We start from the raw sequence: 6,856 nt of genomic DNA, 5'->3' as shown, positions 1-6,856 counted from the left end.
CGATCCAGGCCGATTTGGGCGCCCTGCTCTCGGCGGCACGGACGGCGAAGGTATTTAAGCCTCCTTGTTAGTCTCTTTGAGATATTCCCCGTCGCCCACGGGCTCTAACCACTCGTTGGAGGCCTCCTCGCCCGGAACCTCCAGCGCGAGATGGGAGAACCAGCTCTCGGGCGCGGCTCCGTGCCAATGTTTCACACCCGGGGCGATGTTGACCACATCGCCAGGGCGCAGCTCCTGTGCCGGTTTACCCCATTCCTGGTAGAACCCTCGACCAGCCACGCAGATGAGAATCTGTCCGCCGCCGTTTTTGGCGTGGTGCACGTGCCAGTTGTTGCGGCAGCCGGGCTCGAACGTCACGTTGTAGACGCCAACCTGCTCGGTTGATAGAGGCGCGAGGTAGCTTTGCCCGATAAAGTACTTCGCGAATGCGTCGTTGGGGGCACCGATGGGGAAAACCATCTCGTTTTGGTGCTGAGCCCTTGCGTCGGCGGCATCGTCGGCCGCCCAGACCTCCTTCGCCATGCGGAAGGCAGCCCACGCCTTGGGCCAACCCGCATAAAACGCCGCGTGCGTAAGGATTTCCGCTATCTCCGTCCTGGTCACTCCATTGTTCTTTGCGGACATCAGGTGATATTTGAACGAAGAGTCCGTCAGCCCCTGCGACATCAGGGCAACCACCGTCACCACGCTGCGGTCGCGCAGGGAGAGCTCACTCTCTCGGCTCCACACCTCGCCGAACAGCACGTCGTCGTTGAGCTGTGCGAATTTGGGAGCGAACTCCCCCAGGGCGTCTCTGCCTGCCGTCTGTTTAACTGCCATGATCGATTTCCTCCTGTCGATAGTTTTGGCACAAATCTGTTTCCGCGCGGCCAAACAGCCCGGCTAGATTCCCATGCCCATTCGCCGCGCCTGCTCCAGAGCGGGATGCCCGGCGATTTCGCCCACGCCGTTCACGCCGCCGGCGAAAACCGTTCCAGCGAGCGTGCAGCGGGAGAAACAGTCAACCCATCCCTGCATCGCCTTTTTCGCCCCGTCGAAGGTCGAGCGCCCGTTCTCCGCCGCCGTCGCCAACAGATATGCCTCGGTGAATGCATAATCGGAGCCAAAAAGCGGGTTAGCGCGGTCCAGCATGGTTTTGAGCTGGCCGCAGACGCTGTAGTAGTAGACGGGCGTTGCAAACACCAGCACATCCGCATCGTGCATTTTGGCGGCAATTTCCACGGCATCGTCTTGGATGACGCAACGCCCCAACTTTAAGCAGGCAAGGCAGCCCCTGCAGAAGCCCATTTGCTTCTCGCGCAGACGCACGGTCTCAACGCTGTGACCTGCCTCCCGCGCGCCGTTGGCGAAAGCCTCCGCCAGCGTCTCGGAATTGCCATTCTTTCGTGGACTTGAAGAAACTATCAAAACCGTTTTGCCCATTACGGAATACCCCTTGCGCTCCCGATTTACATTGACGAGAATGAAGGTAATACCTAAACCTGACTTTAGGTCAAGGAATGAATTCGACATTGTTTCGGAGGAGCCATGTACACAATCGGACAGGTGGCGGAAATGTTCGGTTTGCCCGCTTCAACGCTGCGATATTACGACAAGCAGGGATTGTTCCCGGGGCTGGAGCGGGCATCCGGCATTCGCCGATTCAGCGATACGGAACTCGAAGCGCTTCGGGTCATCGAATGCCTAAAGAAGGCTGGAATGGAGATCAAGGACATCCGGCTGTTCATGGAATGGTGCGCAGAGGGTCCCTCAACATACCCCAAACGCAAGGCCATGTTCGAGGAGCGCAAGGCCCACATGGAGTCGGAGATCGTGAACATGAACCGCGCGCTCGACATGCTGAAGTTCAAATGCTGGTACTACGAGCAGGCAATCCAAGATGGCAACGAGGATAGAGTGAAGGCGCTGATTCCCGATAATTTGCCAGAAGAAATCAAAAATACCTACGATAACGCCCACACTCAATAATGCCGCCCGATGCTCAAGGGGCTTTGGCAAGGAGTCGTTTTAGGCAGATATGCAAAAAGATAGCCTCCGAACCAGAGGGTCCGGAGGCTTTTATTCCCGTTATTTCGCTGGTGGCTTTACTCTATGGCGGCGCCGAAACAGCATCAGGCGGTACTCGACGGTATCAAAACGCGAGTTCAAAAGCCAGTTCCCGCTATTCCCGCTCAGTGACTAATCCAGGCCGAGTGTTGTCGATGCGTGTCGCGTCGTACCGCCTAAGGGCCAATTCGTGCGCAATTTGGGCGAATCAGGCCCTTAATTCGCGATTTTGTGAATGACTCAATTGATTCGCAAAACCGCAGGTCGCCTTTTTAATCACTCCCTAGTTTCCGCCGGGGTTCGTAGCGGGTGGCGTGAAAAGGGGTGATTCAAAGGGTCGGAGAGATGTCTATAGCGCAATCTTCTGGTATTGGCGCAGTGAGGGACTTCTCACCTCCATCAGTCCAAATCGTCAAGCTCCGAAAGACGTCGAGCTAGAGAAAAGGACCTATTTCCCGTCATGGATTGGGTTTACCTGCATGACTAGAGCCCTGGTGTAATTGGCTGGATCACCGTTCCGGGAACCGGTATCGACCTACCTGTCCGCCAAGCTCCTTCTTCAGCTCCAGCTTAGTATCTGACTCACACCGTTATAAGCAAAACCGAAGAGATGCGTCTTGGCCAAGAAATAAGGTTAGCCTTATCTTACTGCATGATTCGTGTGTTATAGTTAGATTGCTCTAACTGTTTGGGGGGCGATAGCCATGCACGAACGCAAGGGCTTCTGGGACAAGAATGCCGGTCGGTACGACCGTTTCATGCGAAAGGACCGGGCGGCGTATGAGAAGATGTATGAGCTGATCAGGCCGGTGGTGAAAGCAAAAACCGTACTGGAGGTTGCCACCGGCACGGGGCTTATCGCAAAGAGCATCGTGGATGCGGCGGTGCACATCGAGGCTACGGACGCTTCTGCACAGATGATCCTTGAAGCAAAGCGGGACAATCAATCCGCAAAGCTGCACTTTTCCGTACAAGATATGTTCCGCCTGCCCTATGCACAGAAGTCCTTCGAAGTGGTGATCGCGTCCAACGCGCTTCACATAGTGCCGCATCCGGAAAAGGCACTGCAAGAAATCAGGCGGGTACTGAAGGACGGCGGCGTGCTCATCGCGCCAACCTTCACCCACGCGGGGAACTCGGTTTCCGGCAAGGCAAAAGCCTTTTTCATGAGTATGGCGGGATTCCCCCTCCACAGCAGGTGGACAAGCGAGGAATACCTGCGTTTCCTGCGTCAAAACGGCTGGGCGGTGCAGAAAAGCGCGGTGCTGAAGGCCTCGTTCCCATTGACCTATGCGGAATGCACGAAATCGGAGGGGCCAGATGTCGTTCTTTGAAAACACCCGCAAGCCCGTGGGCCTCGGCGGAAAACTTATGGTTGCCATGATGAATCTGGGCCACAGCCCTGTGGCGCGGTGGGGACTTCGATTTCTACGACTTGCGCCAAATGCCAAGGTGCTGGATTGCGGCTGCGGCGGCGGGGCGAACATAAAACGGCTGCTGAAAAAATGCCCGCATGGCGTCGTCGAGGGCGTCGACTATTCGCCCGTCAGCGTGGAGAAGACTAGAAAGCTCAACCGAATTGCAATTCAGGAGGGGCGTTGCGCCGTTCTGCAAGGCAGTGTGGCGGATATGGTGTTTGAGGATAGCTACTTCGATGCCGCCACGGCCTTTGAGACCGTCTATTTTTGGCCTGATTTGCCCCGATGCTTCCGTGAGGTCTGGCGGACGCTGAAGCCAGGCGGGACAATTCTTATCTGCAACGAGAGCAATGGCGATACGGACAAGGACGAGAGGTGGACGCAGATCATCGGCGGCATGACCATCTACAAGGACATTGAATTAAAGGCATGTCTGGAGCAGGCGGGTTTTCACGAGGTGCAGATACACAAAAAGAAAAAGTGGCTCTGCGTCACGGCGCGGAAGTAGGGGTATCAAGCACGGGCATTTTTGCATCCATCCTGCACATGGCGATAGGCATGACGGTCATAGCGGCTATGCTGGCGGCAATTATGACAGTTTTTATTCACTGAGGAAGAAACCTATGAAATGTAAAATTGAGAAAAACACCGTGCAGGAGACGCTGATCCTCCCGCTGTATTCCCGGAAGCTGTGTACGGAGTTGTACCCGAACCTTTACAGGGATGAAACAGCGGTTCGTCTGCTCGACCAGATCGACTACGACTTTTCAGAGGCAGAGAAAAACTCCCGCAGCCTGATACAGCGCTTTGGTGCGCTGGAGGTGGCCACACGGCAGAGTGATCTTGCTTTCGAGGTGCGGGATTACCTGAAAGGCCACCCCAATGCGGCGGTGGTCAATCTGGGCTGCGGGCTGGACAACACCGGCAGAACCTGCGACAACGGTAGATGCAAGATCTACAATCTGGACTTCCCGGATGTGATTGCCTTGCGGCAGCAGCTACTGCCCGCCGGGGATCGAGAACAAAATATCCCCTGCGACCTGAAAGACACCGCATGGTTTAGCAAAATCGATGCCTCCCGCGGGGCGGTGTTCTTTGCCTCCGGGGTGTTCTATTACTTTCTGACCCAGCAGGTCCGGGAACTGGTGCGGGGGATGGCGGACGCTTTCCCCGGCAGTGCGCTGGTCTTTGATGCTGCCAATCGGACGGCGGTAAAGATGATCGCAAAAACATGGCTTAAGACTGCAAAAATCAAGGATGTGGGGGCATATTTTGCGGTTTCGGATGCCGCCAAGGAAATCGGCACGTGGGACAGCCGTCTGCAGGTCACAAGTCGCGGCTATATGCTGGGCTACAACGATTTGAGAGACTCTTCTGTCAGCTGCTTTTTCCGGTTTCTCGCAAGGGTCGGTGACAACGGGATGAAAATGCAAATCGTGAAAATAAGATTTTGAGAGGCGAAAACGAAGCGCATTCACTTTGACGTCGAAGAAGACGGCTTTTACGGCGCATATTGGGCGTGCAAGGACACGCATACAGCAGCGGGCACGGATTCAATTGAAACCGTGCCCGCTATCTGATACTATATTATTTTATCGAACGTATGTTCTATTCCCACTCAATCGTCGCGGGCGGCTTGGACGTGATGTCGTAGCACACGCGGTTGGCGCCGGGAACCTCGGCCACGATGCGGCCGGAGATGCGGGCCAGGACGTCGTAGGGCAGCTTGGCCCAGTCGGCGGTCATGGCATCGCTGGACTCGACGGCGCGCAGGATGATCGGGCGCTGGTAGGTGCGCTCGTCGCCCATAACGCCAACGGACTTAATGTCGGGCAGAACCGCAAAGTACTGCCAGCAGCTGTGCTCGGAGTTGCGCTCGCCGGTCTGCTCAAACAGACGCTGGTTGTAGGCGTCGAGCTCCTCGCGCACGATGGCGTCGGCGTTCTTGAGAATCTCGAGCTTCTCCTTATCGACCGCACCGATGATGCGGATAGCCAGACCCGGGCCCGGGAAAGGCTGACGGAACACGATGTGACCCGGCAGACCGAGCGCCAGACCAAGCGCGCGGACCTCGTCCTTAAAGAAGTGGTCGAGCGGCTCGATGAGGTCGAAGTGCACGCCCTCGGGGAACGGGATCAGGTTGTGGTGGCTCTTGATGGTGGCCGTCTTGCCGCCCGTCTTGCGCGCGCCGGACTCGATGATGTCGGGGTAAATGGTGCCCTGAGCCAGGTACTTGACCGGCTTGCCATCGCACTCGAGCTGCTGGGCGACCGCGAAGAACTCTTTCCAGAACTGCGTGCCGATGATGCGACGCTTCTCCTCGGGCTCGGTCACACCGGCCAGAAGCTCGGCATAGCGGTCCTCGGCGTGGACATGGATAAAGTCGACGTCAAACTGCTTGGTGAAGACCTCCTCCACCTGCTCGGGCTCGCCCTTGCGCAGCAGACCGTGGTTGATGAACACGCAGGTCATCTGCTTGCCCACAGCACGAGCGCCCAGGGCAGCCACAACGGAGGAGTCGACGCCGCCGGACAGGGCCAGAATCACGCGATCGCCACCGACCTTCTCGCGAAACTCGGCCGTCATGGTCTCGACCAGGTTGTCCATGCTCCAGTTGGGCTCCAGGCCGCAGATCTCAAACAGGAAGTTGCTCAGCAGCTGCTGACCGTACTCGGAGTGCTTGACCTCGGGGTGGAACTGCGTGGTGAAGATCTTGCGCTCGACGCACTCCATGGCGGCAACCGGGCATACGTCGGTGCTGGCGGTAACGGTAAAGCCCTCGGGCACCTCGGACACGGCGTCGCGGTGGCTCATCCACACGGTCTGCTCCATAGGCGTGGAGTTAAAGAGCTTGGCGCCGGCCGTGCGAGTGATGGTGGCGCGGCCGTACTCGCCCACCTCGGAGTGGCCGACCTTGCCGCCGAGCGTCACGGCCGTGATCTGATGGCCGTAGCAAAAGCCCAGGACGGGAAGGCCCAGGTCAAAGATGGCAGGATCGATGGACGGAGCGTCCTCGGCATACACGGAAGCCGGGCCGCCGGAAAGGATGAGCGCAGAGGCGTTCATCTCGCGAATCTCATCGGCCGAGATGTCGCAGGGGACAATCTCGGAATACACGTTGAGGTCGCGGACGCGACGGGCAATGAGCTGACCGTACTGCGCACCAAAGTCGAGTACGAGGACCTTTGCGGAAGCCTTTTGATCCATGGTTCCCCCTCTTGTTAGCGGGGAGCCGGTGCCCACCCGCGCGAATGAACGAAATTAACTTTCATAGTGTACACGTTATATGGGGTTTCTCGTCCCTCGCAGCCATCAGCGCACGGCAAACGCACGACCTGCACCCTTTTTGGTGGCGATGAAATGTTACTAAACGTCACAGATGATGTAATACG

General features: G+C 57.3%; 7 protein-coding genes. 4 read left to right on the top strand and 3 right to left on the bottom strand.

Going from position 1 to position 6,856, the window contains the following annotated elements; translation table 11 throughout:
* Positions 1 to 54: 54 nt before the first annotated feature.
* Positions 55 to 819, bottom strand: a complete 765-nt coding sequence (locus tag DW899_RS07680; protein ID WP_117800549.1) for a carboxymuconolactone decarboxylase family protein — start codon at positions 817 to 819, stop codon at positions 55 to 57.
* 63 nt (positions 820 to 882) lie between these two features.
* Complete coding sequence (locus tag DW899_RS07675) at positions 883 to 1,422, bottom strand: flavodoxin family protein (RefSeq protein ID WP_117563601.1); 540 nt, start codon at positions 1,420 to 1,422, stop codon at positions 883 to 885.
* A gap of 105 nt (positions 1,423 to 1,527) precedes the next feature.
* Between DW899_RS07675 and DW899_RS07670 the strand changes: the two genes are divergently transcribed.
* The 4 genes from DW899_RS07670 to DW899_RS07655 all read left to right on the top strand — a co-directional run bounded on the left by DW899_RS07670 (position 1,528) and on the right by DW899_RS07655 (position 4,918).
* Positions 1,528 to 1,968 (top strand): MerR family transcriptional regulator, encoded by a 441-nt coding sequence (locus DW899_RS07670; RefSeq protein ID WP_117563602.1) that lies wholly within the window; start codon positions 1,528 to 1,530, stop codon positions 1,966 to 1,968.
* Positions 1,969 to 2,750: 782 nt separating this feature from the next.
* Entirely contained in the window at positions 2,751 to 3,380 is a 630-nt protein-coding gene (locus tag DW899_RS07665) for a class I SAM-dependent methyltransferase (protein ID WP_117800548.1), read from the top strand.
* Complete coding sequence (locus tag DW899_RS07660) at positions 3,367 to 3,972, top strand: class I SAM-dependent methyltransferase (protein WP_117800547.1); 606 nt, start codon at positions 3,367 to 3,369, stop codon at positions 3,970 to 3,972. The genes DW899_RS07665 and DW899_RS07660 overlap by 14 nt, the downstream gene beginning before the upstream one ends.
* A 115-nt stretch (positions 3,973 to 4,087) precedes the next feature.
* Positions 4,088 to 4,918 carry a class I SAM-dependent methyltransferase gene (locus tag DW899_RS07655; protein ID WP_117800546.1) on the top strand — a complete coding sequence of 277 codons (831 nt, stop codon included), beginning with the start codon at positions 4,088 to 4,090 and terminating at the stop codon, positions 4,916 to 4,918.
* 154 nt (positions 4,919 to 5,072) lie between these two features.
* Here DW899_RS07655 and guaA read toward each other — a convergent pair whose 3' ends face one another.
* Positions 5,073 to 6,671: a glutamine-hydrolyzing GMP synthase gene (gene guaA, locus DW899_RS07650; RefSeq protein ID WP_117800545.1), complete on the bottom strand. Its 1,599-nt coding sequence runs from the start codon at positions 6,669 to 6,671 to the stop codon at positions 5,073 to 5,075.
* Positions 6,672 to 6,856: the final 185 nt, after the last annotated feature.

It is taken from the genome of Collinsella sp. AM41-2BH (assembly GCF_003468085.1).
In the GTDB taxonomy this organism is placed as follows: Bacteria; Actinomycetota; Coriobacteriia; order Coriobacteriales; family Coriobacteriaceae; genus Collinsella.
This window is presented reverse-complemented; position numbering and strand designations above follow the sequence as displayed.

Bases quoted from the DNA above. Each gene is read 5' to 3' on its own strand.
- DW899_RS07680 (WP_117800549.1), bottom strand. From the start codon at position 819: ATGGCAGTTAAACAGACGGCAGGCAGAGACGCCCTGGGGGAGTTCGCT.
- DW899_RS07675 (WP_117563601.1), bottom strand. From the start codon at position 1,422: ATGGGCAAAACGGTTTTGATAGTTTCTTCAAGTCCACGAAAGAATGGC.
- DW899_RS07670 (WP_117563602.1), top strand. From the start codon at position 1,528: ATGTACACAATCGGACAGGTGGCGGAAATGTTCGGTTTGCCCGCTTCA.
- DW899_RS07665 (WP_117800548.1), top strand. From the start codon at position 2,751: ATGCACGAACGCAAGGGCTTCTGGGACAAGAATGCCGGTCGGTACGAC.
- DW899_RS07660 (WP_117800547.1), top strand. From the start codon at position 3,367: ATGTCGTTCTTTGAAAACACCCGCAAGCCCGTGGGCCTCGGCGGAAAA.
- DW899_RS07655 (WP_117800546.1), top strand. From the start codon at position 4,088: ATGAAATGTAAAATTGAGAAAAACACCGTGCAGGAGACGCTGATCCTC.
- guaA (WP_117800545.1), bottom strand. From the start codon at position 6,671: ATGGATCAAAAGGCTTCCGCAAAGGTCCTCGTACTCGACTTTGGTGCG.